The 24,700-nt window shown below is 33.6% G+C and carries 19 protein-coding genes; 1 reads left to right on the top strand and 18 read right to left on the bottom strand.

Going from position 1 to position 24,700, the window contains the following annotated elements:
* Positions 1-29 precede the first annotated feature (29 nt).
* The 15 genes from era to CS063_RS05145 form a co-directional block, all read right to left on the bottom strand.
* Positions 30-941, bottom strand: a complete 912-nt coding sequence (gene era, locus CS063_RS05215) for a GTPase Era (protein ID WP_099448637.1) — start codon at positions 939-941, stop codon at positions 30-32.
* A gap of 12 nt (positions 942-953) precedes the next feature.
* A complete protein-coding gene (locus CS063_RS05210; protein ID WP_099448636.1) occupies positions 954-1,361 on the bottom strand; it encodes a cytidine deaminase in 408 nt (135 codons plus the stop codon).
* An 11-nt stretch (positions 1,362-1,372) separates the two neighbouring features.
* Entirely contained in the window at positions 1,373-1,873 is a 501-nt protein-coding gene (gene ybeY / locus CS063_RS05205) for an rRNA maturation RNase YbeY (protein ID WP_099448635.1), read from the bottom strand.
* On the bottom strand, positions 1,874-3,868 hold the full coding sequence (locus CS063_RS05200) for an HD family phosphohydrolase (protein WP_099448634.1): 1,995 nt from the start codon (positions 3,866-3,868) through the stop codon (positions 1,874-1,876).
* Positions 3,869-3,947: 79 nt separating this feature from the next.
* The gene (locus CS063_RS05195) at positions 3,948-4,904 is read right to left on the bottom strand and encodes a PhoH family protein (RefSeq protein ID WP_099448633.1); all 957 of its coding nucleotides are present in this window, start codon (positions 4,902-4,904) and stop codon (positions 3,948-3,950) included.
* Positions 4,897-6,117 (bottom strand): sporulation protein YqfD, encoded by a 1,221-nt coding sequence (gene yqfD / locus CS063_RS05190; RefSeq protein ID WP_099448632.1) that lies wholly within the window; start codon positions 6,115-6,117, stop codon positions 4,897-4,899. The genes CS063_RS05195 and yqfD overlap by 8 nt, the downstream gene beginning before the upstream one ends.
* A gap of 14 nt (positions 6,118-6,131) precedes the next feature.
* A complete protein-coding gene (locus CS063_RS05185) occupies positions 6,132-6,437 on the bottom strand; it encodes a YabP/YqfC family sporulation protein (protein WP_099448631.1) in 306 nt (101 codons plus the stop codon).
* 108 nt (positions 6,438-6,545) lie between these two features.
* Complete coding sequence (locus tag CS063_RS05180) at positions 6,546-8,099, bottom strand: ABC transporter substrate-binding protein (RefSeq protein WP_099448630.1); 1,554 nt, start codon at positions 8,097-8,099, stop codon at positions 6,546-6,548.
* A gap of 58 nt (positions 8,100-8,157) precedes the next feature.
* Positions 8,158-9,063 (bottom strand): carbohydrate ABC transporter permease, encoded by a 906-nt coding sequence (locus CS063_RS05175; RefSeq protein ID WP_099448629.1) that lies wholly within the window; start codon positions 9,061-9,063, stop codon positions 8,158-8,160.
* A 15-nt stretch (positions 9,064-9,078) separates the two neighbouring features.
* A complete protein-coding gene (locus CS063_RS05170; RefSeq protein ID WP_099448628.1) occupies positions 9,079-10,062 on the bottom strand; it encodes an ABC transporter permease in 984 nt (327 codons plus the stop codon).
* A 213-nt stretch (positions 10,063-10,275) separates the two neighbouring features.
* Positions 10,276-11,892, bottom strand: coding sequence for a response regulator (locus CS063_RS05165; RefSeq protein WP_099448627.1), 1,617 nt, complete (start codon positions 11,890-11,892; stop codon positions 10,276-10,278).
* Positions 11,885-13,672 carry a sensor histidine kinase gene (locus tag CS063_RS05160; protein ID WP_099448626.1) on the bottom strand — a complete coding sequence of 596 codons (1,788 nt, stop codon included), beginning with the start codon at positions 13,670-13,672 and terminating at the stop codon, positions 11,885-11,887. Before CS063_RS05160 ends, CS063_RS05165 begins: the two co-directional genes overlap by 8 nt.
* A 21-nt stretch (positions 13,673-13,693) precedes the next feature.
* On the bottom strand, positions 13,694-15,028 hold the full coding sequence (locus CS063_RS05155; RefSeq protein WP_180270696.1) for an ABC transporter substrate-binding protein: 1,335 nt from the start codon (positions 15,026-15,028) through the stop codon (positions 13,694-13,696).
* A 163-nt stretch (positions 15,029-15,191) separates the two neighbouring features.
* On the bottom strand, positions 15,192-17,792 hold the full coding sequence (gene clpB / locus CS063_RS05150; RefSeq protein WP_099448624.1) for an ATP-dependent chaperone ClpB: 2,601 nt from the start codon (positions 17,790-17,792) through the stop codon (positions 15,192-15,194).
* Between the two features lie 21 nt (positions 17,793-17,813).
* Positions 17,814-18,461 (bottom strand): hypothetical protein, encoded by a 648-nt coding sequence (locus tag CS063_RS05145; protein ID WP_099448623.1) that lies wholly within the window; start codon positions 18,459-18,461, stop codon positions 17,814-17,816.
* Between the two features lie 160 nt (positions 18,462-18,621).
* On the opposite strand from CS063_RS05145, the gene pdaA reads away from it, so the two are divergent.
* Positions 18,622-19,422 (top strand): delta-lactam-biosynthetic de-N-acetylase, encoded by an 801-nt coding sequence (pdaA, locus tag CS063_RS05140; RefSeq protein WP_099448622.1) that lies wholly within the window; start codon positions 18,622-18,624, stop codon positions 19,420-19,422.
* A 116-nt stretch (positions 19,423-19,538) separates the two neighbouring features.
* On the opposite strand, the gene CS063_RS05135 is transcribed toward pdaA, so the two are convergent.
* The 3 genes from CS063_RS05135 to CS063_RS05125 all read right to left on the bottom strand — a co-directional run bounded on the left by CS063_RS05135 (position 19,539) and on the right by CS063_RS05125 (position 24,182).
* Positions 19,539-20,906 (bottom strand): [Fe-Fe] hydrogenase large subunit C-terminal domain-containing protein, encoded by a 1,368-nt coding sequence (locus CS063_RS05135; protein ID WP_330400978.1) that lies wholly within the window; start codon positions 20,904-20,906, stop codon positions 19,539-19,541.
* Positions 20,907-21,400: 494 nt separating this feature from the next.
* Entirely contained in the window at positions 21,401-23,389 is a 1,989-nt protein-coding gene (locus CS063_RS05130; RefSeq protein ID WP_099448621.1) for a methyl-accepting chemotaxis protein, read from the bottom strand.
* Between the two features lie 124 nt (positions 23,390-23,513).
* Positions 23,514-24,182 (bottom strand): helix-turn-helix domain-containing protein, encoded by a 669-nt coding sequence (locus CS063_RS05125; protein ID WP_099448620.1) that lies wholly within the window; start codon positions 24,180-24,182, stop codon positions 23,514-23,516.
* Positions 24,183-24,700 lie beyond the last annotated feature (518 nt).

The raw sequence follows: 24,700 nt of genomic DNA, 5'->3' as shown, positions 1-24,700 counted from the left end.
ATCTACCAGTACTAGGACCCTTGACATTTTTATTCATCTAACTCTCGTTTATTATAACCGTAATTTTTAATTAAAAAATCACTATCTCTCCAATTTTTCTTAATTTTTACCCATAAAGTTAAATAAACTTTCGAGCCTAATAAACGTTCCATATCAAAACGTGCCTTAGAACCAATCTCTTTGATCATCTGCCCATTCTTCCCAATTACAATTCGTTTATGTGAATCACGCTCACATACAATGGTAGCTTCAATATCCACAATCTCTTTACCTTCTCTTTTAGTCATGGTTTCAATTTCTACTGCAATCCCATGGGGAATTTCTTTATCTAAAAGATGAAGCGCTTTTTCACGAATAATTTCAGCTACTAATTGTCTTTCTGGTTGATCTGTAATCATATCCTCTGGAAAGAACTTAGGCCCTTCTTGCAAATAGCGAGGTAAACACTCTAAAACTGCTTGAATATTGGTCCCTTCATAGGCTGAAAGTGGAATAATTTCTGCAAAATCATATAGGCTACGATAAAGATCTATCGTTTTTAAAACGGCTTCCTTTCCCACACTATCAATCTTATTAATACATAAGAAAACAGGTGTTTGAACAGTCTTTAAGCGTTCAATAATCTCTTCATCACCTTTACCAATATAGGGTTCTGGCTCCACAAGATAAAAAATAGCATCCACTTCATTAAGGGTAGTGGTTGCAGCTTTTACCATATACTCACCTAACTTATTTTTAGGGGTGTGGATACCAGGTGTGTCAATAAAAATAGCTTGAAAAGCATCTGTTGTTAGGATTGTTTGGATACGATTACGTGTTGTTTGGGGTTTGTTAGACATAATGGCTATCTTCTCCCCTATCAATTGATTCATGAGTGTAGATTTACCTACATTGGGTCTTCCAATAATAGATACAAAACCTGATTTAAATGCTAAATTCATTTTTTCCTCCGTTTATTGTTTTTCTTTTATTAAGTCCTTCTTCGTAAAAGTATAGGGAAATACTGTACTAAGTGGCATGGTTTGCATCTCACCCTTTTCATTTTCAAAGATGAGTGTCCCTTCCTCCATAAATTCTGCAATAACTTGTCTGCAAATACCACAAGGATAGGTGATCGCCCCTGAGCTGCTGACAATAGCTATAGCTATAATCTCCTTCTCACCTTCCGATACCGCTTTAAAAATAGCTGTTCGCTCTGCACAGTTGGTGGCACCATAAGAGGCATTTTCAATATTACAACCTGTATAAATTTTTCCTGACTTGCTAAGTACTGCAGCACCTACTTTAAATTGAGAATAAGGAACATAGGCATACGCCATTGCTTCCCTTGCTTTATCTAAAAGTATGTGATAATTTTCCATATAAATCCTCCTTATCGACTTATATCAAGGGTCTCTAAAACTGCTTCTTGCTTTTGCATCATCTCTTCTTCATCCTCTTCATTCATATGGTCGTATCCGAGAAGATGAAACATACTATGTGCTACTAAGAAACATATTTCTCTTTTAAGAGAATGTCCATAGTCTTCTGCTTGCTCTTTTGCCTTATCCACACATAGAACAATATCACCTAGCATCAATTGCTGTGTATCTAGGTTCATGACTTCCATCTCATCGAGATTGCTCCAATCGATTTTACCTTGACCAGTGGCTTCCAACTGAGGAAATGATAGGACATCTGTTGCCTTATCTATTTGGCGATATGCTTTGTTCATTTTTTGTATCTCTTCTTTATTCACGACTGTTAAACTTAATTCTACCTCATAAGGTACCTTTTCCCTTATAAGACACTCTTCTATTACTTGATAGATAAGAGATAGTATCTCCTGATTACTTTCAAAAAAATCATTTTCATCTTCTATATAAATTTGCACTTATTTTTCATCCCTTTCTGGATATTGTACTCTTTCATGATACATACCCTTTAGCATCTTTGTAAAGGACTGTATAATCTTCTCAATATCAGAAATATACAGTTCACATTCATCAAGTTGTCCTTCATCAAGCTTCTGTTTTACCATTTTACGTACTAATTGTTCAATTGTTAAATCTGCACCTAATTTTTCTTGCATGGCTCTTACAGTTGCCTCTACGACATCTGCTAACATCACAAGAGCTGCTTCTTTCGTTTTAGGTTTAGGGCCTTTGTAGCTAAATTGCTCTTCTTTTATTAAATCCCCTTTTTCTTTTTTGGCTTTTACATAAAAAAACTGCATAAGGCCTGTTCCATGATGCTGTGTAATCATATCTTTAATATAGCTCGGCAAACGATACTCATTTGCTAATTTTACCCCACTTGTCACATGAGAAGAAATAACTTCATAGCTTTTAAAAGGATCCATTTGATCATGCGGATTGCCAAGTACCTGATTTTCTTTAAAATAATTACTACAAGTTAATTTTCCTATATCATGATAATAACCACCTACGCGGGCCAAAAGTGGATTCGCCCCAATTACACTCGCAGCTGCTTCTGCTAAATTAGCTACAAGCAAACTGTGATAATAAGTTCCTGTAGCTTCTAAAAGCAAACGTTTTAAAATAGGCTGATTGGGATTTGTAAGCTCTAATAGTTGCATGGGCGTAATATAGCCAAAAGCAGATTCTAAAACAGGTAAACTTCCTACTACAAGTACTACTGAAATAACACCTATTACAAAGGCTATACTTGCTTCTACCCCTATACTCATAGTCATATCCGTTCCGATAAAAAGCTTTAGTGCCATATAAGCTCCAAACTGAATACCTCCTACAAATAAAGCACTTACCATTGTCTTTTTGCGTTCTTGCATATGACTAATAATAAGAATATCTATAATACCTGTTAAAACAAAATAGATAATCGAGATACTATCACTCTTTAAAACCAAAGCACTAAATAATGTCAAAATAATATTTAAAACAATAGCTACTGGTATGCCCATAAGTACTGCTACAAGCATAGGAGCAATACTAAGGGGGATATATACAAAGGGGGCCTTTACTAAAACTCTTACCATCATAATGGATACACTATAGAGAATAAGTAGTAGATTTATTTCTTTCACAGGTAATAATTTAGAATCTAAACCAGACTTATTCGTATAGATTGTCCAAAAGTAAACAACAAATGCTATAAGGAGGAGAACTCCTGCATATTGTTTATAACGGTCATTTTTATTAGTGTCCAGATAACCTACTTTTTCAAGTAATGTATAAATCTCTTCGGTTACAAGCTTTCCCTTTTCTACAATAATTTCTCCAGGTAAAATACAAATGGCTTCTACCTTTTCACGTTCTAACTTTTTAGCTTCTTCTGTAGCTATTTCATCTAATATCACATTGGGCTTAATCACACTTAAGATAATACTTTTAGCAAGACGTTGATGTGCCATACTTAATGTACTTTGGCTTAAAAGACTTCTGATTTCTGCTTCCTTATTGTCATTTTCCTGTATCCCCGCTTGAAAAAGCTCTGCTGCAAGGGCAATGCACGTTTCCTTTATAGCAGCTAGTTCCATTTGTGAGGTGGCTAAAAGATTCTCGAATTCTTCGTTATACAGTGCAACAGGTGCCCTTGCCTTTAGGGCTTCTAATGGTGTTTTATTAAGACGCTCTGCTATATCAGTTGTCTGGATTGTTTGTGTAAAGTTAAATAAGGTTTCCATATCTGAGATGGCTTTTTCCTGTACTTTGATATCCGACTTATAGACAGGCTCTACACTTTTTTCTTGCAGTGCACGTTTTCTTTCTGTTGCTATTTCGTTTTCTACTAAGAAAGGGGCATAATAGGATTCACTTGCAATCTGTCCAACCTGTATGGATACACGTTTTGCAAAAAAGTTACCTGTAATAACTGAAAAAAATGTGGTGCACAATGCAATCGTCAAAAATAAAAGCCACCAATAACCTTTTTTTTTTCATCATTTGTCCCCCTCACACATTTAACACTTTCTTACTTGACTAATCCTATTTTTTCTCGAATGTTTCATACGCCTCTACAATTTTTTGCACAATGGGATGACGTACAACATCTTGCTTCCCTAGATAACAAAAACCTATCTCTTCTACTGGAGCGAGTATCCGCTCCGCCTGTTGCAAGCCACTCTTTTTCTCATTCGGTAAATCAATCTGAGTCAGATCCCCTGTAATCACAACTTTAGAATTAAAACCAATACGTGTCAAAAACATCTTCATTTGCTCAGGTGTTGTATTTTGTGCTTCATCAAGTACGATAAAAGCATTATTCAGTGTACGCCCTCGCATATAAGCCAGTGGTGCTACTTCAATAAGTCCTTTTTCCATATTTTTTTCAAAATTATCAGGTCCCATGATTTCAAACAAAGCATCATAAAGTGGACGTAAATAAGGATCTACCTTACTCTGTAAATCACCTGGTAAAAAACCCAACTTTTCACCCGCTTCAATAGCAGGTCTTGTTAAGATAATCTTACTTACCTCATTTTTTCTAAAAGCGCTTACTGCCATAGCCATAGCCAAATAAGTTTTTCCAGTTCCAGCAGGACCTACTCCAAAAACAACTGTCTTCTTTTTAATTTGCTCCACATAATGGTTTTGACCTGCTGTCTTGCATTTAATGGGTTTGCCTAAATAAGTAAGTGCCACTACTTCATTATTTATTTTTTGTAAATCTTGTTCGTGACTTTTTTTAATCGCATCCATTGTGTATTTGACCATCTGCAAGTCTATCGACTCTCCCTGTTCACAAAAATCCACTAGTTTTTTAAACAGTTGCTTTGCTTTTTTAACAGCTTCTAGATTGCCTGCCAGTTTGATTTTATCATCTCTTAAAATCACACTAACCTCTAATTCTTTTTCAATCAACTTTATATGTTCATCAAACTGCCCAAATACCCCTGCTATATAATAAGAAGGGATTTCAAGTTTTTCTTCTACTTTATTCACTTTGTTTGTCTCCTTCATTTTGCAATTCTACAGCTTGTAATTCTATAGCATATCCAATATCTTCTTCAGCTACAACTTGAAAGCTTGCATGTATAGCATTGCCATTTTTCGTAAAAATGATTTCTCTTTTTAAAATCTCTGCATTAGGAGAGAGTTGCTTACTTATTGCCTCCCATAAACTAACTGTTAAATAATCCTTCGCTTCTTCTTCTGTAATCTTCTTTTTTATAGGTTCATACTCTACTCTTTCTTCCACTTCTAGAGCAAAGGGTAAAGGGAATAGCTTTGTAATACTTAACTGATGACAGGTAATCATTGAATCCCAATTTTTGAAGGTATTCTTCTGGTTCTTCAGAACAAATCTTTGATTAAAAAACTTAAAGCTCCACTTTTTATTAGAACGAGAAGTATAGTTTTTTTCAACTTGTTCTAATTGATAAGCACCTTCGCTACGATAAAATGTCTTACCTTTAATTTGTGCTTTTGCCTGTGTCACATAAAGATTAGGATTATCTGGTCCTAAAGGCATTTGCCCTGATACAAGAACCTCTCCCTTCTTAACAATATCACCTTTTTTAACATAAGGTTTTCCCTTATAAGTAGCAATATAGGTTACTAATGCATCACGTTTAGCTACTAAATGACACGGTGTATGATCTGTATGCATTTCTGGCTTTTTTACCATCTCACTTACTTGTACGACTAAACGTGTTCCTTGAAATTTAATTCCTGTCCATATAATCTCAGGATACTTATTTACAAGAAGTGCCTCGGCTTGTCTTAAATTAAGGCTAGGCTTAAATTGTCCCACGCCATATCCTGCTTCCTCTAAAGTAAGGACAATATCTAAAGCTTGAACCTGTTCATTTCCTTCTACATCCACAAGCCATATAAATGAAGATAAGGCCCACAAAATAGCAATAAATACAAAAATACCTAGTGTAAATACCTTTCTTTTCTTATAACGATGCAGCTTAAAAGGTATACCTATCTTTCGGGCAATGTGTAACTTACAACGTGATTTTTTTGCATAAGGTTTTAGCTTTTTAAAATCACCAATGCTTATCTTAAAACAGAGTCGGTCACTTTGTTTTTTAACATCCCATAAATAAATGCCACCGTGAACAGCTAAATTAATAAAACGCTCAAGTGCAAGGCCTCTTACTTCTACTATAACATACCCACGTAAATAATTCCATATTCCTACAAACAAAGTCCTTACCTCCTTTACAGCTTACTAAAATGAATAACTTGAATTCTTCCCTTAATCGTTAACATTTCAGCGGTCATGCTTTTTGCTTCCAAGGCTTTCCCTTGAATGGTCAATAGACCACATTTTGTTTCCAAACGCATTATTTCCTCTGTGTATTCTATTAAGCGACTGAAATTTTCTATGTTGAGTTCTTTATCACCTACTAAAGTGATAACGGGCAAATCACTTACTACTTCTCTAGGCACCTCTAATGCTTCTGTGAATTGCTCACGTAAATTATAATTTCGCTTAGCTTTATGTGACTTTGCTTGTTTCATCATTGATCCCCTCCTTTTTTATCATATGCATGCCTAAGGACAAGTAGAATAAAAAAGACTTCTAAGCTATAAAAATATAGCCTAGAAGTCTTTAAAGAATAATTTACTTTATTATTTAGCTGCTAACCATGCATCTAATTGAGCTTGTTTTTCAGCCATAATAGCATCTGAACCAGCAGCTTTGAAAGCTTCAATTGCTTTTGGAAGCTCTACTTCTGGGTCAGCTGTACCTGTTTCAAGTGGAGCAACGTATTGATCCCAAATACTTGCACATTGAGCAATTTCTGTTTTAACTTTATCAGGATTGAATACAAAACCTAATGTTTTTGTAGGTGTAGCAGCAGCGTTAAATGCTTCAAATTTTGCCCATTTTTGAGGATCTTCATTATCCATTAAATAGTTGATAAATTGGTTACCATACATCCATCCAAGACCACTACCATATTTTGCACTATCTGGAAGGGCTTTGATTACATTGTCACTTACTTTTTCATAATGAATACCTTCAATACCATAGTTAATTAAGTTATTAAGTGCTGGATCTGTGTTAAATAATTCTAAGAACATTAAAGCTCTTTCAGGATTTTCAGATGTTCTAGAGATAGCTTGCATAGAGCCTGTTGTTTCTCTGTTTGACATAACAGGAGGTGTTAATTCTAATTGCATATATTGTTGACCCATTGCGTTACTTTCTTCTGCATCTTTTCCTGGTTTTAATGAACGAACAGCTGCAAAGATTTTACCTGCTTTTTGGTCAGCAGAATAGTCATTTACAGAAGCTGCATCTTCTCTGATATAACCAGCTTTGTAGAATTTATGCATTAATTTGAAGAATTCTTTTGTTTCTGGAGCTTCAAATTGATTAAATACTTTCATATCTGTTGAATCATTTTTAAGTACACCAATTGTTTTTTCAGCACCAATGAAGTCAAAGTCTAATGTACGGAATGCTGATTCACCAATACATGATTCAAAAGCATACATGTTTGGCTCTTTTTCTTTAATGGTTTGGAAAAATGGTTCCATATCAGCAAGTGTTTTTACGTTTGAGAAATCCATATTGTATTTTTCTGCAATATCTTTACGAATCACTAAGCCCCATTGATGAGCTTTTTCTTTGTTAGCTGGAATAGCGTAGTTAATACCATCAATTTGAGAACCTGCTAAGAAATCTGCGCCTAATAACTCTTGTGTTTTAGGAGCGTATTTAGGAAGTAAATCATTGAGTGGTAAGAATGCACCTTTAGCTGATTGTTGGAAATAATCATTTGCCCAGTTAGCAGTAAAGCAAATATCAAATTTTTCACCTGATGCAATCATTGCTTGTAATTTGTCTGGATAAGAACCCCAGTCAAAACAATTTAATTTGATTGTTGCATTAAGTTTAGTATTATCTGCAAGATATTTGTTAACAGCTTCTTCTACTTTGCCAACATCTTCTTGTGGTCCATTTCCAATAAAGTACCATGTCAATTCTACCTTTTTAGAAGTATCTACGCCAGCTGCATCTGTAGCAGGTGCTTCTGAAGCAGGTGCTTCTGATTTGGTGTCTGCACTTGGTGTTGGTGCTGCTTCCTCTTTCTTTGCGCCACATCCTGCAAGTAACATACTCATTGCACAGATTGTTGTTAACCCAGCTACTAACCCCTTTTTCATTAACTTCATACAATCTCCTCCTAGTTTAACTATAATTTTTAAAATTAAATAGTTTATATCAAACCGCTTATTCTTTTACCCCACCCAACGTAATTCCTTTTTCAAAATAACGTTGAAAGAAAGGATAGCAAAGAATAATGGGTCCAATAGCAACAATTGCCATTGCCATTCTGGCAGCTTCTGATGGAATATCTTTTACAGACTCTGGACTGTTGGCAATAAGTGATAGGTTTGCAATTTTAGCTTGAATCTGATACATCAAATATTGCAAGTTATAAAGCTCTTTTTTAGTGATGTAAAGAAGTGGACCATACCAGTCATTCCAGTACATCAGCATACTAAACATAAGTACGGTTGCTAAAGCAGGTTTAGCAAGTGGTAGTACAATCTGGAAGAAAATTTTAAATTCTCCTGCTCCATCAATTTGGGCTGCTTCAATAAGAGATGTTGACACATTTTGCTTATAAAAAGTTCGGATAATCATAACATAATAAGCACTGAATAAATAAAGCAAAATAAGTGAAAATAGACTATCTTTTAAATGAAGTATGCGTACATAAACCATGTAAGTTGGAACAAGCCCACCTGAAAACATCATGGTAACAACTGCTAAAAAGTTAAAAAAGGCTTTATACTTAAAATCTTCTCTCGAAAGAGGGTACGCGTACAGGGCCATAATCAGTAGTCCAATGGCGCTTCCTACGATTGTAACGAAGATTGTTACACCATAGCCACGTGTAATAGCTGCCATGTTTTTTGCTATATATGCATAAGCTGATAAACTTAACTTTTGCGGAAATAAGGTATATCCTGCCATAGAAATTTGTGTTTCGTCAGTAAATGAAACAGCAAACACAAGAAGTAGAGGATATACACACATAATTGCTGTTATAAAGAAGATGACATTCCAAATTGCATTTGCTGGTTTGGAAATTTGGATGCCTGCTTCTGAAGGTACTTTTTGCTTAGCCATTTGTTCTCCTCCTTCTTAAATCATTGCGCTGTCTTTGTCATATTTTCTTACAATGGCATTGAATGTAAGAATAACTACTAAACCTAAAACTGCTTGATAGAAACCAGCTGCTGACGCGAGTCCAACATCCCCTGTCATAACGAAAGCTCGATAAACATAGGTATCAATGGTGTTCGTCACTGGATGCAAGGTTCCTGTATTACGAGGTACTGTGAAGAATAGTCCCATATCTGTATAAAACATTCTTCCTAATCGAATAAGGACAAGTACTATGGCAAGCGGTATTAAACTTGGTATAGTAATGTGCCAAATTTGCTGAAACCGAGAAGCACCATCTACTGCAGCTGCTTCAAACAATTCTTTGTTAACCCCTACAACAGCTGCAAGATAAACAATAGTATCATATCCCGTCCACTTCCAAGTGTTGACGATAACTAATATATAGGGCCAATACTGAGGTGCTGTAAACCATTGTACACGCTCTTTTCCCATAGCTTGAAGGAACCTATTAACTACACCATATTCGTTACTTAAGAAGCCCCATGCTAAATAACTAATTACAATCCAAGATAAGAAATAAGGGATAAAGAATAAGCTTTGATAAATTTTAGCACCTTTCTTGTTTCTTAATTCATTCAATCCAATTGCAATGGTAACAGGTAACGTTAATCCAATTAAAATAAAAATGACATTGTACCCAATTGTATTACGTGTAATAACCCATGCTGCATCTGTACCAAATAGATACTTAAAGTTATTTAGGCCATTCCACCCGGAACCAAAGAGTTTGGTCACTGTATCCATTTTTCTAAAAGCGAATAAAAGACCAAACATGGGTAAGTAGTTATTAATTGCCATCACTATAAGCCCTGGCAATAGCATAATAAAAAGTGCCTTGTTTTTTACTAATTCATGAAGAAATCCTGTCTTTTTTCGGCTCTTCACTTTAGTCTGTTTATTTTGTCCTAACTCCTGTGTCGTTCTTGTTTGACTACTCATTAGCTCTCACCTCTCCTCACAACTATCTTATAACTTTTGTCTAAAATTCGTAATAGACGATGTTGCTTTTTGTGAATATTTATATAATTACACATTGTATAAAAATTACAACAATTATTTACACTCCTAGTTAGGCATTTTGATACTTTTCATCTCACAAAAAAGCCAATAAACTGTAGTTCATCTCTTCTCTACAGTTTATTGGCTTTTCTTCTAATGATTAAAGTGCTTTTCCTTGTATTCAGTTGGTGTCATATTCGTATACTTTTTAAATATCTTTGAAAAGTAGTGTGGATCTTGCACTCCTACTAACTCTGCAACTTCATAAGTTTTGTATTTATTATCTTGCAAAAGCTCCTTTGCTTTTTCAATACGTACTTCATTTAAATACTCTACAAAATTTTTACCCAATTCCTTTTTAAACATCCGACTCAAATAATAAGTACTCACATAGGTATGCTCTGCTAATTCATTTAAAGTAATAGACATTGCATAGTGATCACCTATGTATTTCATTGCATTTTGGAGAATCTGATTAATATTTTTCTTATTGTATTTATTAATTCGATTAACAATATTGCTAGCCACTTCCTCTAGAAGTTCATGCAAGTCTCCAATATGGGCAGCTGATTCTATCATTTTATAGAGCCCTGATATATCCTTACTAATTTCTCGTTCTGAAGTTTCGAGATTTTTAATAGAAATACGAATGTTGTTGATCTCATAAATTAGATTCCAATAAAAACTTTTAATTTGTTCAGGGTCTCTTCCTGTGTGTAATACTTTGTTTTTAATTTGTTCCAATATTTGAACTACATTTTCTTCATTACCTGTTTTTATGGCTTCACAGAGAATTTTATCATATCCTTCATACTGCCAATTATCTTGATCTTTATAGAAACCATCTAAGTCACGATAAAGAATAATTGAACTATCTCCCATGTAAAAACGATAAGAAAGACCATTTTTACATTCTATTAATTTTTGATGCAAGTCCTCTACAGACTTCCCTTTTGTACTAATGGCAATGGTTACAGTAAAATCAAAGCAACTTTCAACTAATTGCTGTATACTATTTGCCTTTTTATAGACACTATCTACTAGCAATTCACCTTTTTCCATTGGAAGAATGATAAATGCAATTTGTTTATTACTTAGTACAATTTTTTCCACTTTAAAGTCTTCGGCAAACATTTCTTCTACGGTATTAATAACCCCAAATTGATAGAGCTGCCTTTGATACGGTTCCTTTCTCTCTGACTCTTTATCCATTTCAATAATCATCATTACAAAATCATGAATGTCTATTCCATAAAGCTCAAAGCCATCGTTAATTTCGTCTTCATTAATATTAATTTGAAAGATAATATCGTAAAGTAGCTTTTCTTTCAGTAAAGGAATACTCTCCTCAAAGCATTTCTTGAGCTTTGTAATTTCTAATTGGTCTTCTTTTTGATATTTAAGTTCAATAACTGCTCGCTTGACTACTTCACAAATTTCTTCAATACTGGAAGGTTTTAAAATGTAATCAAATGCACCAATCTTAATAGCTTCTTGCATATAAGAAAATTCTCTATAGCCAGATAAAATAATAAACTTACTGTGGGGTACAATGGCTTTTGCCTTTTTTATCAGACTTAAACCATCGATCTCAGGCATGTTAATATCTACAAATACAATATCTGGCTTAAATTCTTCTAACTTCTCAAGCCCATCTACCCCATCCCATGCCTCTCCACATACTTCACATTGAAATTTTTTCCAATTAATAATATTAATTAGTCCTTTTCTAATCGTTGGTTCATCATCAATAATTAGTACTTTAAACATTTATGTGTCCTCCTAACTCATTGTCTAATGGTAATGTCAACTTTATTTTTGTATAGCTTCCATATTCACTTTCTACATTTAATCCATATTGTGGACCAAAAAAGAGCTTAATGCGTGCATTGACATTTTCAAGTCCAATTCCTTTGCGATGCCCCATTAACATGTAATCTGGATTTACTTCTTGGAATTTATTATTAAGCAGTTGTAACTCCTCCTCTTCCATTCCCTTTCCATTATCCATTACTTCTATATATACGGAATCTTCTTGTTTCCTTACAACTAAACGTATAAGTCCCTTTTTACGACTCCGATCAATACCATGGTAAATAGCATTCTCTACTAGAGGCTGTAGTAAAAGTTTTGGTACTTGATGCTGTATAAGATTCTCATCTATTTCTGCTTCATAAGTTAGTCTTTCACCATAACGATTTTTCATAATAAGTATGTAGCTTTCTACATATTTAAGTTCTTGTCTAAGAGGAATGAGGGGACTTCCCTTTCCTATACTTGCTTCCATTATAGAACCTAAAGATGTCACCATATCTCTAATCTCAGGAACATTATTCAGCTGTGCCATCCAATTAATAGATTCTAAAGTATTGAAAAGAAAATGTGGATTAATTTGTGCTTGCAAAGCTTTTAATTCTGCTTCTTTACGCGTTAATTGTTCCTTGTAGACACTATTAACAAGTGTATCTATCTGTATGGACATTTTATTAAAACATTTATTTAAATATCCTAGCTCGTCTTCTCTATCAACAACTACCTCTTGATGTACATTTTCTTCTTCAAATTTTTTAATTCCTTCTACTAATTGCTTAATAGGTGTAATCATATCAATTGCCATTAAAATACTAAAAATAGAAAGAATAAGAATCGTACAAATTACTAAAAGGATAAACCATGTCCTAAAACGATATAGTTCTTCATTCAGCTTACCTAATGAGCTTTCTGTAACAATTTTCCATTCTGGTTGTCCTACTTGCATGTAGCATAAAAGTACGCCATGACTTTTATCTGTATAATAATCACTATTTTTACTACCATTTATGATAAAGTCACTTTTAAAATTGCTTTCTTCTAGCGATGTCGTACCTACAAGCACCTCTTGACTTTGAGTAAGAATAGCTATATTTTGCATGAATTCTGTAGAAAGATCACTGTATACACTACGTAAATAATCACGATTAATTCCAATCACCATAATACCTATCTCATTAAATGTATCTATATCTCTAATAAGTCTTACAAAATAGATATTTTTAACGGCTCCACTTTCTTCTTTATCCAAAAACCAAATAGGCATTTGTTTCCCTTTTACTTCTTTAAACATTTCATCATAAGGTAATTGATCATCTAATCCCACTCTTCCACTACTCAAACTATAGCTATAGCGTTCTCCTATTTTCGATACAAGAGCGATGGATTGAATTTCTTTACGCGACAAGCAAATACGTCTTAATACATTATTAGCATGAATGAATGTATCATATTGATTATCTAATTCCTTTTGACTTAAGGCTTCGTAAATACCTGGATCACACAATAAATCATCTGAAATATCTTCTAGATTACTATAAAAATCATTGAGTCGTAATTTTACCATACTTAGAATATCAATAGAATATTTAATAGACTTATCTTGAATAATCGTACGTGTGTTTCTATAAATCATGATTCCCATAAAAGCGATTGGAATAATAATTTGTACAGAAAAAAGCAAAAGTAATTTTGTTCTAATAGATATTTTTTTATAAAATCTAGAAATCCGATTGAGCATTTAAGCCTCCTAGTCCTTACTTTATTGCACTGTTTTATTTTGCATCTCTTTTTTTACTTGTTCATAAATCTCCTCAGGTGTTATTTCCCCATTAAGCATTTGAGTAAATTGACCAATTATGACTTCTTCCCAAATCACACGGTCAATAAAACTATCTACTGGTCCTACTAACTCTTTTGCAGTTTCCATTAGCTTATCTCCCTTTTGTGTCATGCTCGCTTTATCTTTTTGTTCTGAAGTAAGCTGAATATTGGTTATAAATCCCGTACGTTCAGTAAAAATATCAGAAGCTTCTTTTGAAGTAAGCTTCTTCAAAAGAGCGATACTCTTCTCTCGCAACTTTTCATCCTCCCATGCTTTTTGGCTAATGTGGAAAATACCATTACCACACCCATAAATAATAGCTGTTGGATCAGCCTTCCCTCCCTCTAAACTTGGAAAAGGAATAATATCTACAGTCGTATCGTAATTACTAAGAGCAGAATCTCCAATAAACCAAGATCCTTGTACAATCATAGCTGCTTCCTTTTGAATAAAAAGATCATTTCGGGTTTTATCATCCAGAAGAAGTGTCTTTTCTGGAAAAGCACCTGCTTCATAAAGTGCTTTCATGTAATACATCCCATCAATAAAACACTGTTTAATGCTCCCATCTGGATAAAAAGGATTTTCTACATCTTCTTTTCCACCGAGCTTCATTACAATGTTTTGGTAAATATAACTTCCTTCTGGCGTTGCATTATAAGCAATAGGCACAATATCATGTGCCTTAAAAATTTTAACAGCCTCTAATAATTCCTCAAAATTAGTAGGTGGTTTAACATCATAGGCTAAAAATAAATCTTTATTAATAAATAAACCTTCATAAATAATTTCTAAAGGAATCCCATATATCCGCCCATCTTCTGTGACATAATCCCATGTAGCTTCACGATACAGGTTGTACCAATCAGGATTTGCCTTTAATAAACCTGTTAAATCAGCAACTTCTCCTTTTTGAACGAGAAGCCTAATATCCGAACCAGGCCAAAGGCCAAATACATGAGGCGGATTACCACTTGCGAAATCCGTTTTTAAGATAAATAAAAAATCCTCTCCTGCCATAGATTTATCTTCAATTTCTACATCAGAATGTGTCTGAGTAAACTCCTTTAGAAGCTGCTGGAGTGGTTGAGATTTTGTATCATAAGATGCCCAACTACTAATAAATTGTAATTTTGTTTTTTGCTGAACAGAATCTAAGGATTTCACATTCATTTCCTTCTTTATTTTTGTACTCCCTGACAAATAATAAATAAAGATAAAGATAATACCTAAAATGCTCCCCGTCAAAAAAAGAATATGTTTTTTTCGCATAGATACTCTCCTCATTTTTTGTTAGAAGATTTTTATTCTAAAAATAAAATATTTACTTAATATTTTATCATATAAAATATGATTTTCATATAAATTTTATTGCTTTATTTGACACGTAAAAAAAACCCTGTTCTTTTCCTTTCAAAAGAACAGGGTTGAAACCTTATTGTTTATTTATAATTAACTCACCCTCTTTATAATCTACCTTAAAACAAGAGAACGGTTCAACATCTTCTTGAATCAAATAACGTGCAATGAGTGTCTCTACTTTGCGCTGTAAAAAACGCTTAAGAGGCCTTGCACCAAAAACAGGATCAAATCCCTGTTCAGCAATATACTTTTTAGCTATCTCTGTTAACTCAAGTTCAATCTGTTGAGGCGCTAACCGTTTTTGTAAATCCTTTACAAGAAGCTCCACAATTTGAACAATTTCTTCTTGACGAAGTGGCTTGTAGAGCACAATCTCATCAAGTCGATTTATAAATTCTGGTCTAAAATGTTGTTTGAGTAAGGTATGCACTTTACTTTCTGTTGCTTCACTTAAGCGTCCATCCTCTTCTAATCCCTCTAAAATCATATTGGAACCTATATTAGATGTAAGAATAATAATTGTATTTTTAAAGTCTACTGTACGTCCTTTCGAATCTGTAATATGTCCATCATCTAACACCTGTAACAAGACATTAAATACATCAGGATGTGCTTTTTCTACTTCGTCTAGCAAAAGGACAGCGTAGGGTTTACGTCTTACTGCTTCAGTTAGTTGTCCACCTTCCTCATAGCCTACATAACCAGGAGGTGCACCAATAAGTCTTGCCACTGAATGTTTCTCCATATATTCACTCATGTCTATACGAATCATATTCTGCTCATTATCAAATAAAGCTTCTGATAAAGCCTTTGCAAGCTCCGTTTTACCTACACCTGTTGGTCCCAGAAAGAGAAAAGAACCTATAGGCCTTCTTGGGTCTTTTATACCTGCTCTTGAACGGATGATAGCATCTGTTACTTTTTGAACAGCTTCTTCTTGGCCAATAACACGTTGATGTAAGATGTTATCTAGTTGTAATAATTTATGTCGTTCCCCTTCCATCAACTTGGTTACCGGAATATGTGTCCAACGAGCAATAATCTTTGCAATTTCTTCCTCATTTACTTTATCTCTTAAAAGAGTTGCCTCACCTTTTTTAAAAATCTTTTCTTCTGCCTCTTTAAGCTTATTTTGAAGCATTGGAAGCGTCCCATATTTTAATTCTGCCGCCTTATTGTAATCATAATTACGTTCAGCACGTTGCATCTCATTAGTTGTAGACTCAATCTCTTCTTTTATACGCCTTACAGCTAAAATCATTTCTTTTTCATTTTCCCATTGTGTACGAAGTGTATTAAATTGATCTCTTAATTCAGCCAATTCTTTTTGAGTTTCTTTTAGATTTTGCTTGGAAAGAGTATCTTCTTCCTTCTTTAAAGCAGTCTCTGCAATTTCAAGTTGTAACATCCTTCTAGAAATTTCATCTAATTCAATAGGCATTGAATCCATTTCTGTACGGAGCATAGCACAGGCTTCATCAACAAGGTCAATGGCTTTATCCGGCAAGAAACGATCAGAAATATAACGATTTGATAAGGTTGCTGCTGCAATAAGTGCATTATCCTGAATCTGCACACCATGATAGATTTCGTACCTTTCTTTAATACCACGTAAGATAGCAATGGTATCTTCTACTGTAGGTTCCTCTACCATAACAGGCTGAAAACGTCTTTCAAGCGCTGCATCCTTCTCTATATACTGTCTATATTCATTAAGTGTTGTAGCGCCAATGCAATGAAGTTCCCCACGAGCAAGCATGGGTTTTAAAAGATTTCCTGCATCCATAGACCCTTCTGTCTTACCTGCACCTACAATCGTATGAAGCTCATCGATAAAGAGGATAATTTTACCCTCACTCTTTTTAATCTCTTGTAAAATAGCTTTTAGACGGTCTTCAAATTCACCACGGTACTTAGCACCTGCTATAAGAGCACCCATATCAAGGGCAAATATTTTTCTCTCTTTTAAACTTTCAGGTACATCACCCTGCACAATACGTTGTGCTAACCCTTCAGCAATAGCTGTCTTACCTACTCCTGGCTCACCGATTAAAACAGGATTATTTTTTGTTTTTCGTGATAAGATACGAACAACATTACGAATTTCATTATCTCGTCCAATAACAGGATCAAGCTTTTGGCTTCTTGCACGTTCCACTAAATCATATCCATATTTACTAAGCACATCATACGTTGTTTCAGGATTTTCACTAGTTACTTTGACATTTCCACGTACTTGTTTAAGAACAGCTTCAAATGTTTTTTTCTGAATACCGTAAGCTTTAAGCAGCTGATTTACTTCATAATTGGCATTTTCAATAAGTGCTAACATAAGATGTTCTACTGAAATATAAGCATCTTGCATCTTATTGGCACATTTTTCACTGGCTACTAATACTTTATCTACATCATTTGCTACATAAATTTTATCTGGCTCACGTCCAGGACCACTTACAGTTGGTTTTTTATTTAAACCTTGTTCTGCTTTCTGAATAAAGGACTCTACATCCACATTCATCTTTTCCATAAGTTGTGGAATAAGCCCTTCTTCCTGTGTCAAAAGCGCATACAAAAGATGCTCCTGCTCTATTTGCATATTTTGTTTTTCAATGGCCAGTTGTTGTGCCCGATTGATAACATCCATAGAACGTACTGTTAATTTTTGCATGTTCATTTTCTATTCCTCCTTCTTTATTTAAAGCATAAAGGGTGATTTCTTGATATAATCCCTATAATGTTCGTAGACCTTAAGTCCTGTATAATCAGAATCTTCTAGATGTGAAAAATAAATTTTAAGTCCATCATCAACAGCTTTAATATAACCTGATAAGGCTCTTCCTAATTCTTCTGCACCTATTCCTTGCTGTCTCTGTGTGGATAAAGGTCTTACCCATCTCGTACCTTCTTCTTCATACCAACCTGGTAAAGCCTGTTTTCTCTCAAAGCTCGACCAAATAGTAAAAAATCCCTTTAAATACTGATGAAGTATAGCACTCTGCGTACGTGAAATAACCTTCACCTCACCATAAAATTGATTGCCTTTCCTTCCTAATGTAACTGTATACCGAATAGTAGGGTTATATTTATATTTGAGAATACTCCTAATCGTACATAAACTATCTGAAAGCTGTTCTTGAATTTGGAAATTTTGATAAACCCGTAAAAGTCCTACCATTGTCTCAAAAACTTCCTGCATATGCTGTTGAGGTGTGACAAGAGCAACCTTTTCCGCTAAAATTTGGTTAATTAAATTGGATCGACTCGTATTCATAGAATAAGCAAGCGCATCTACTTGTTCAATAACCTCATCCATCAATACTAGGCTATAAACACTTTTTTTCACTTTCTCACCTCTTTCTAAACAAATTGTAACTTTTTATATTTAATTTGTCAATACTATTATATAACAAGAAAGTCAAATTATTAAATTCTCTTTTTATTATAATTCCCTTTGAATCGGGTAAACTATCTTTAATCTTATTTTGTTAAAAAGGAGTTTTATTATGTATTCATTTTTTACACTTTTTTTATTATGGTTTTCTTTTTTCCCTCTTTCTTTACAAGCAGGCCCTATCCCTTCAAATTCTTCTACCAAAGAGCAAGGTTTACCCATAAATAATATGAAAATTGATTGGTGGCTTGTTCGTGCTAAAAATCATGAACTTCCTGGCTTTAACACTCAATTATCCTTTAAATTAGAGGACTATGATGCCCTTTGTTTAGGTGATACAAGTCGTAAAGTAATTTACCTCACCTTTGATGAAGGGTATGAAAATGGTTATACACCCCAAATATTAGATATTCTTAAAGCTAAAAATGTCCCCGCCATGTTTTTTGTAACTGATCCTTACCTTACTCAGAATCCAGCTATCATTACTCGTATGACGGATGAAGGTCATTTAGTGGTTAATCATTCTGTTCATCATCCTTCTATGCCTAGTATCGCCAATGACCTTGAAAAGTTTAAAAATGAACTTTTAACGGTAGCTACTCATTATAAAGAAATAACTGGAAAAGAAATGCCACCTTTCTTCAGACCACCTATGGGACATTATTCAGAGCGTTCATTGGCACTTACTCAGCAGCTAGGTTATAAAACTGTTTTTTGGAGTTTTGCCTATGCTGATTGGGATCCTAAAAAACAGCCCGAACCTTCCCACGCTAAAACAGTTATGGTAAATGGTCTTCATAATGGTGCCATTTATCTTTTACATGCTGTTTCTAAAACCAATACAGAGGTTCTTGATCCTTTTATTGACGATGCACGTAGCTTGGGCTATACCTTCGAACTATTACCCTACTAAAATTTTTTTGAGCTTTCATTGCTTTGAAGTAATGCTCTATTTCTTACTTATTACAAGAAAGGCTGATGACACTATTTAAGTAAATTACTCTAGTGTTATCAGCCTTTCGTACATCATTACCTAAAATCTCTTTCAAACAAACTTTGTTCTTTACTCAGTTCTTCTAACCTCTCTATTCCCAATCGGCTTAGTAGAGCCTGTAGAACTTCACTATGAATAGGTATTTTTATAACAGATTCATAAGCTGTTTGATTCACAGCTTGTTTTCCTTCTTCCACTGAAATAATCGCCTTAGGGCCTCCCACACAGCCACCTTTACAACCCATTCCTTCGATGAAACTTGCCTTTACTTCTCCTTTGACTAATTCTTCAAGAAGGGACTTACACGCCTTCATTCCATCTGCTTGTTGAGCTGTAAAAAGCTCTCTTTTTTTAGGAAATACCTGATCCACAATATCCCATACCGCTTGTGATACTCCACCTGTTCGTGCATAGAGACGTCCACCTGTGGAAGCATAATCAATAGCTGGTACACCTTTTAAAGACTTTACTTCTATTTCAAAAGCCTCAAAAATAAGTTTTAGCTCTTCAAAAGTTAAAACAGCATCCACTGCACCTACCAAATCTTTTTCCTTAGCTTCAGCTTTTTTTGCCATACAAGGTCCTATAAAAACAACTTTTATTTCTGGAGTAAGAGTCTTTAGAACTCTTCCCATAGCAATCATAGGAGACACAGAAGGTGAAACGTCTTTAATAATACTAGAGTAAACCTTCCTAAGAGCAGCTACCCACATAGGACAACAGCAAGAAGTAATCATAAAGTCACCTTTTTTAGCAACATGCTCACTAAACTCAAGAGCCTCTTTAAGGCTCAGGATATCTGCTGCTATAGCCACTTCCACCATATCTGCAAAACCCAGCTTAATAAAGGCTTCTCTTAATTGATCTAAGCTGATCTCTTTACCAAACTGTCCTGCAATAGCAGGAGCTACAATAGCGATTACCTTTTCTTCTCCTTTAAGCCAGCTTATAAGGGGTAAAAACTGAGGGGTCTCCATATAATTTCCTTTTTCACAAACACTCACACAACACCCACAACTGATACATAAACTTTCATCAATCCATTTCTCCCCTGCTCCATCTCGTATAATTGCATCAAAAGGACAAACACTCTGACATTTACTTTTCTCCCCTTCTCTCTCGCAATCTTCTTTACAAATCCTTACCTTTTGTACAATCTTTTTCCTCACCTGCTGGCGTGTGATGGCATCTAAAAGCTTCTGAGTAAAGAGATAGTCCTCTTCTTCCTCTAAATCTTCCACTCCACAAAGTATACTTAGAACATCTTTTGCTTCTTGCTTATTCTCGAACTCTTCTTTAAGTATTTTTTTAAAGGTTTCTTCAAAATGATTAGTATAATAAGCTTTGATTAGTTCTTTATACACTCTTTGATGTTTCTCCTGCATCCCGTTTCCTTCTTTCATCTTTTTTCTTCTATTTTTAATAAATGACTACTATTTTATTCAAAGCTTCCAACAGAAGAACGCTTATTGTATACGCTTATTATAACCTTAAATTCTTAATTACATAATAATCTTTACTTCAAGGTAATACTGCACTGGTACTATGTCAAGAAGTTAGACACTACAAAAAGAAATTTTCTACTTGAATTTCTGATTAAGTCATTTTGGTGAAATGAAGTAATAAACTACTTTAGGTCTTTCACAAAAATACCCATAGCCTTTTTTAAAATAGCATTTTCTTCTTCAAGGTCACGGAATCTTCCCTCCATGTCACGTACAGTTTATTCATCACTTCTAAGATTACCACTACCTATAAAAGGTGCTATTTGATTTTATTTGTACTTTTGTATCCACTTGCATAATTTTTTATAAACAACACTAGTTCTCTTACAAATTTTGCTGTAGGTTTGTTTAATTCTACTACTTATTTTACAGCATGAAGTTTCTATAATATATTAAAGTTTAAACCGCATAATAATTGCCTGTAAATTCTGTGCTAAATTTGATAATCCATCACTTGAACTTGCTATTTCCTCAACAGAGGCAGTCTGTTCTTCCATGGACGCTGATGCTTGTTGGGTGGCCGCAGAGTTTTCCTCTGCAATACAAGAAAGATTTTGTAAGATAAGGAGTATTTCATTCTTCTTTATTCTCATTTCATCACCTGAAACATTTAATTCTCTAATGGCTTGTTCTGCCTCTTCCATCGCTTGGGCTATTAATTCATATTTATTTTGACTGCTAACTACACTACTTGCCTGTTCTTTTGATATAGAAGATACTCTTGCCATAGTTTTTACAGCGTTTTTAGAATTACTTTGTAATTCATTTACCAATTTATCAATTACCTTTGTAGATGTTCCTGATTGCTCGGCTAATTTTTTTATCTCTTCAGCAACTACTGAAAAGCCTCTTCCCGCTTCACCTGCTCTTGCTGCTTCTATAGCGGCATTTAAGGCCAATAAATTAGTTTGCTCTGCAATAGAAGCAATTACACTACTTGCTTGTCCTATTTCATTTGAACTGTCGTTTGTTTTTAAAACAACTTCATAAATTTCTTTTGTAGCCACATTACTTTCTTCAGTTATTTTTATTAAATTATCAATTTCTTCCAATCCCTTGTTAACAAATATAGTAACCTTTTGATAACTATCGTTCAATTCTCTCATCTGTACTTGATCTTTTTCAATTATTTGTCCTAATACATCTACATTAATGGAACCCTCTTCTGTATTTCGTGCTTGTTTTGTTGCACTTGTTGCTATTTCTTCTACTGTTTTTGATATCTCTTCTGTTGCATTAGCTGATTGTTGAGAGATAGCCGTTAGTTCTTCTGATGCAGCAGTAACTTTCTCTGAAGAATTACTAATCTCCATAATAGTCTCTCTAATACTCACAGTTATACTTTGTAACGCTTTTGCTAGCACCCCTACTTCATCTTTTCTTTTTAAAAATACTTCTGAAATGTTTTCTGTTAAATCCAAACTTGCTAATTTTTTCGAATGATATATTGTGTTTATAATTGGTTTTGTAATAGAATTGCCAATTAAGTAGGTAATAATAACACTCACTATTAAAATAGGAATAATAACTATAAAAATTTCTTTTTGTAGTATTGGAATTGAAGATAAAACTTCATCTTTATTAGCAGTTATAACAAATATCCAATTACTATTTTGGATAGGAGCATATCCAGCATACAAATTGTTTCCATTAATGTAATATGTACCAACACCCTTTTTATCTCTTAATATTCTTTCAAATAGTGTAGCCACTGAAGTCAAATTATTATCAGTTTTTGCTTCTTCAATTGGTGTAAAATGCTTAATTACTTTTTCTCTGTCCGGGTGACCAACCACTGTCCCATTATTATTTATTATGTATCCATATCCCTTATCACCATATGCTACATTATCTGAAATTTCACTCAATGTACTTCCGTCTCTACAACCTAATAATGCCCCTACTACTTTTCCATTTCTTTCAATTGGAGTAGCATACATTAAAACAAGTTCATTGTTTACTTTATTGACCAACAAGTCAGATATATTTATCTCACCATTTAAGGCTTTTTTTACATATTCATCATCACCTAATTGAGTTGTAGTTCCATCTGAATAGTAGGTAGTTCCATCAATTTGAACCACTGCTATATCAAGGAAGTTTGTCCGCTTTACTTGTCTTTGTAATATAGGCTGTTGTATCTTCCAATCCATGCTTCTAATATCATCTCTCAATGCTATCATTTCTAAAGTTTTCTTTTGAATTTCAATTTGGCTACTTGTAAATTTCGCAGCTTCTAGTGACAGTGATTCTAATGATTTTTCTGCTTCTTTTGTAAGAGATTGCCCTGCTCTGTATATACAAACAAGGCCTGTAGAAAAAGTAGATACTAAAATTAATATAGAAAAGCAAATTACTAATTTTATTTTAATGCTCTTCATTTCTGTTCTCCTTTTATTATATCATTTGTTTAAATTCTAATTTAATATAAATTAAATTTTATCCTTTAACCTCAAATTTTTTTGCACAAAATTATTCTTAACATATATTCTTATTATAAATTATCTATACACTACTTAAATGTACTTGCTGCACCCTTGAATTCAGATAAACCTTTCCACCTATAATAATAGGTCTAGAGTATACTTCTATTTCCTTAATGTCACCACTACCAATCTTATGTTTAAAATGAAAATTTTTTCTTGATTCTAATTTTACTTTTCTCATCTCTTCAAATATTTCTTCTTTAGGTAATATATTTATATCTGTTATATTCATCTGCTTTAACTTATCTAAAGTATATTGGTAAAACTCTATAGCACAATCATTAGCATCAATAATACCTCCAGTATTAGGATCAATAATTAACATTACTTCATTACTTTGATTGAAAAATACTCGATAGTTATGTTCTTTATCTTTAATTAAGTTCTTGAATTCACCTAATAAATGATCATTGTCTTGTAAAAATCTAATAAATTTAAAAATCTCTGGTTCATTAATAATAAAGTTTTTAAAGTCTGGTGGGAGTCTAGTGGCTTTAATAAACAATTCATCAATACTAATATTTAGAACTCCTGCTATCTTTATCAAAAGTTCGTCACTCGGAGTAGATTCAATATTATTCTCAAGTTTACTTATATATGGATATCCTACCCTTACCTGTCGTGCAAGTTCTCTCTGTGTCATTTTGCTTTTTCTAACATTTCTTAAATAATCACCAAATTGTTCCATTTAAAATCACTTCCTTTTCTTAATTATACATAATATTGCGTTAATACACAACATAAACAACATTTTAAAAACAAATTTCGACATTAAAACTTTTTTAATCCCTTTCCTTAAAATTTAATCTAAATTAGTAAAATAAATTCCTAAGAAACCTAATTATAAGTGTCAAGATTTAAGAGGTGAAATTTTTTATTCTTTTCTGATATTATACCTTTTTATCTATTATCAATATCTCAATACAATAATCACTCATTAACACAATATCAATATTTATATGGATATCCCTTATCCATTGTATATAATTCATATAAATATATTTCTATAACTTTTTTCCTGTAAATGGCTGACCCTATTTGATTGCGCCCCAGTTCTTTATGCCTCCTTTATCATTTAGTCTTCTTAGACTTGTAATGGTATAGTGAATTTGTAACACTCCTATCTAACAGGTTATAATACCTATACAGATAAAGGAGAGATTACAATACAACGATTTAAGAAAAAAGTAGTAAAACTTCGTATTC

The organism is Sporanaerobium hydrogeniformans, assembly GCF_002735925.1.
GTDB classification, from domain to species: Bacteria; Bacillota; Clostridia; order Lachnospirales; family Cellulosilyticaceae; genus Sporanaerobium; species Sporanaerobium hydrogeniformans.
Note: the sequence above shows the minus strand (reverse complement) of the source record. Positions and strands in the feature narration are given on the sequence as shown.

Excerpts from the sequence above, each read along its gene's own strand:
- era (WP_099448637.1), bottom strand. The coding sequence starts at position 941 with ATGAATTTAGCATTTAAATCAGGTTTTGTATCTATTATTGGAAGACCC.
- CS063_RS05165 (WP_099448627.1), bottom strand. The coding sequence starts at position 11,892 with ATGTTTAAAGTACTAATTATTGATGATGAACCAACGATTAGAAAAGGA.
- pdaA (WP_099448622.1), top strand. The coding sequence starts at position 18,622 with ATGTATTCATTTTTTACACTTTTTTTATTATGGTTTTCTTTTTTCCCT.
- CS063_RS05135 (WP_330400978.1), bottom strand. The coding sequence starts at position 20,906 with ATGAAAGAAGGAAACGGGATGCAGGAGAAACATCAAAGAGTGTATAAA.
- CS063_RS05185 (WP_099448631.1), bottom strand. The coding sequence starts at position 6,437 with ATGATGAAACAAGCAAAGTCACATAAAGCTAAGCGAAATTATAATTTA.
- CS063_RS05180 (WP_099448630.1), bottom strand. The coding sequence starts at position 8,099 with ATGAAGTTAATGAAAAAGGGGTTAGTAGCTGGGTTAACAACAATCTGT.
- CS063_RS05155 (WP_180270696.1), bottom strand. The coding sequence starts at position 15,028 with ATGCGAAAAAAACATATTCTTTTTTTGACGGGGAGCATTTTAGGTATT.
- CS063_RS05210 (WP_099448636.1), bottom strand. The coding sequence starts at position 1,361 with ATGGAAAATTATCACATACTTTTAGATAAAGCAAGGGAAGCAATGGCG.
- CS063_RS05130 (WP_099448621.1), bottom strand. The coding sequence starts at position 23,389 with ATGAAGAGCATTAAAATAAAATTAGTAATTTGCTTTTCTATATTAATT.
- CS063_RS05170 (WP_099448628.1), bottom strand. The coding sequence starts at position 10,062 with ATGAGTAGTCAAACAAGAACGACACAGGAGTTAGGACAAAATAAACAG.
- CS063_RS05160 (WP_099448626.1), bottom strand. The coding sequence starts at position 13,672 with ATGCTCAATCGGATTTCTAGATTTTATAAAAAAATATCTATTAGAACA.
- clpB (WP_099448624.1), bottom strand. The coding sequence starts at position 17,792 with ATGAACATGCAAAAATTAACAGTACGTTCTATGGATGTTATCAATCGG.
- CS063_RS05175 (WP_099448629.1), bottom strand. The coding sequence starts at position 9,063 with ATGGCTAAGCAAAAAGTACCTTCAGAAGCAGGCATCCAAATTTCCAAA.
- CS063_RS05125 (WP_099448620.1), bottom strand. The coding sequence starts at position 24,182 with ATGGAACAATTTGGTGATTATTTAAGAAATGTTAGAAAAAGCAAAATG.